4 protein-coding genes are annotated in these 1,915 nt (G+C 52.3%); 2 read left to right on the top strand and 2 right to left on the bottom strand.

Annotated features, from left to right (window positions below; translation table 11 throughout):
• Positions 1 to 184 precede the first annotated feature (184 nt).
• Positions 185 to 280: a DUF7713 domain-containing protein gene (locus tag BUA65_RS19400; protein WP_439328953.1), complete on the top strand. Its 96-nt coding sequence runs from the start codon at positions 185 to 187 to the stop codon at positions 278 to 280.
• Here the strand turns inward: BUA65_RS19400 and BUA65_RS17480 are convergent.
• A complete protein-coding gene (locus BUA65_RS17480) occupies positions 255 to 1,106 on the bottom strand; it encodes a hypothetical protein (protein ID WP_072871678.1) in 852 nt (283 codons plus the stop codon). The genes BUA65_RS19400 and BUA65_RS17480 overlap by 26 nt on opposite strands.
• A gap of 260 nt (positions 1,107 to 1,366) precedes the next feature.
• Here BUA65_RS17480 and BUA65_RS18090 point away from each other — a divergent pair, with 260 nt between their 5' ends.
• Positions 1,367 to 1,552 (top strand): hypothetical protein, encoded by a 186-nt coding sequence (locus BUA65_RS18090; RefSeq protein WP_131821556.1) that lies wholly within the window; start codon positions 1,367 to 1,369, stop codon positions 1,550 to 1,552.
• A 48-nt stretch (positions 1,553 to 1,600) separates the two neighbouring features.
• Here the strand turns inward: BUA65_RS18090 and BUA65_RS17485 are convergent, their stop codons facing one another.
• Positions 1,601 to 1,789 (bottom strand): hypothetical protein, encoded by a 189-nt coding sequence (locus BUA65_RS17485; protein WP_072871679.1) that lies wholly within the window; start codon positions 1,787 to 1,789, stop codon positions 1,601 to 1,603.
• Positions 1,790 to 1,915 lie beyond the last annotated feature (126 nt).

Genomic DNA, 1,915 nt, shown 5'->3' on the forward strand with positions numbered 1-1,915 from the left:
CTCTCTGTTTCCGGAAACAGTGAGCAAAACTCCCGGCAGTATTCTATCCTCTTCTCGTAAAAGACCGGGTCTTTTAGCCCCGCGTTACTCAGTTCAATCTCCAGGTCCTGGCACCAGTTGTGTAAGCTCTGCAACCCTGAAAAGACTTTTTCCGCGTCATTGATGGACTTCAGGACCTGACGTGGTGACAGACGGGAAAAGATTCTCCTGGGAAGAATTCGGCAGGATGGTTTACACCTTTGAAGGATGGAATTTTAAGTTGGTTTTCGGAGACGATTAACTGATAGAGCAAAATTCTCGAACCTCTCCCGCACTGTCGGGTTATACAGTCCCCCTTCGGCGTAAAGCCATTCCACCACGGCACGGAAGCTCCCCCCGGTGTAGCACAGGCACCAGGTTTCGCCAGTCCCCGTAGTGACCAACTGGAGCTTCCTTTGCAGCAAGCCCGTCCCAACTGCTATAACCCGGTTCATTTCCTCCAGCATGGGAAAGCTACCGTACACCCTCAGCCTGGGCGTGGGCATTCTCTTTCTCCCGGTGCGGGCCACATCTGCCGAGGAGTGCAGCTCCACCCAGGCCCGCACGAAACCCCTGTCGTCGATATTTCCGGAAGGGTACGACCTCTCCGGGGCCTTCCGTGGAGTCCACCCGTTATGCTCCAGGAGGCCCCTCACCGCGGCTACGTCCGCCGCGCGGGTTATCTTCAGCCGCCACTGGTTCCCGGTCCTGGAGTAGCATTCGTATCCTTCCGCCGTAACACCCAGGTATTCCCGTACAACGTCTATGTACCACTTGTCCCGGTGACGTACCCAGTAGCCTTCCCCGGAGGCGGAGGCCGTGCCCCAGAGGATTCCCAGCACGTAGGCCCCGGCGTCGGTGGTAGTATCGAGAATCTTTACCGGGCCGGGTTTCCGCTTCCTGTACTGCGGGTCGGGCACCCCGGCTTCCCGAAACTTTCGCGCTACGATTCGAGCCATCGAGGGGCTAACGCCCAACATGGTAGCTACCTCGGCATTGCTCATCCCCCGCTCGCGCCAGGAGAACCATTCGGAGGCGGTAATGGTGCGGTTTTTAACTATAAAGGATATGTCCGATGATAGTACCAAGATTACCCCCAGTTCGATTACGCTTAATCCTTCAACGAGAAGGTAACATGGTTTTTAATTCACTATTATAACAGGTTTTCGCATTTGCCAGAACCTCTGTTTCAATTTTTCACCAAGCAGAGCTTCGCCTCCAATTTCCTCAAGCGTTCGCCTCCAAGCCGGACTAAAATCATTGCTAGGGGCTCTGCTAAGTGCTTCATATAATGCCTGCAAGTTATTGCTAACCTGTTGTTGGTATTGTGGTTGTTGTGGGTCCGTGGATGTGGCCGCTGGCGTGGAAACCGGAAATTTCCCGGGTCGGTGCAGTTCTGGTAAACCGTCTGACGGGGGCTTATTCCATTGATCCTGGACAAGCAGTCATCGCCACGTATCTTGCGCCGCCCATACAAACAGCTGAAGGCCAGAAAACAGGTTATTACAACAACCAAAAAGAAACTGGAAGGTAAGTCGACTGCAGGTATGCGTGGTCCCCCAGGCTGGTAGTAAATGAATGGTCACACCGCTTTGCATTGCTCTGTTTCTTCTTTCCTCACCGTCTGCCTGTATAGGCAGTGTTCTTCCATTTTCTCTTCTTCCAGGCCGCACTCCCAATAATCGTGGCCCAAAACGTAGCGACGATACTTACACCAGTTGCAAAAGGCATGGGTAATCTGAGCCTGGGTCATGTCCTTTGCCTTTATCATTTTATTACTACACCTCCTCATGTTTTTATAAATGTAAGCGTCAAATACAACCCACCTTGGCATAATACCCAAGTTTAAGGGATAATCTTCCTCAGATAAAAGCTCGATGAGGAGGATTTTTTCTTA

The organism is Desulfofundulus thermosubterraneus DSM 16057, assembly GCF_900142025.1.
In the GTDB taxonomy this organism is placed as follows: Bacteria; Bacillota; Desulfotomaculia; order Desulfotomaculales; family Desulfovirgulaceae; genus Desulfofundulus; species Desulfofundulus thermosubterraneus.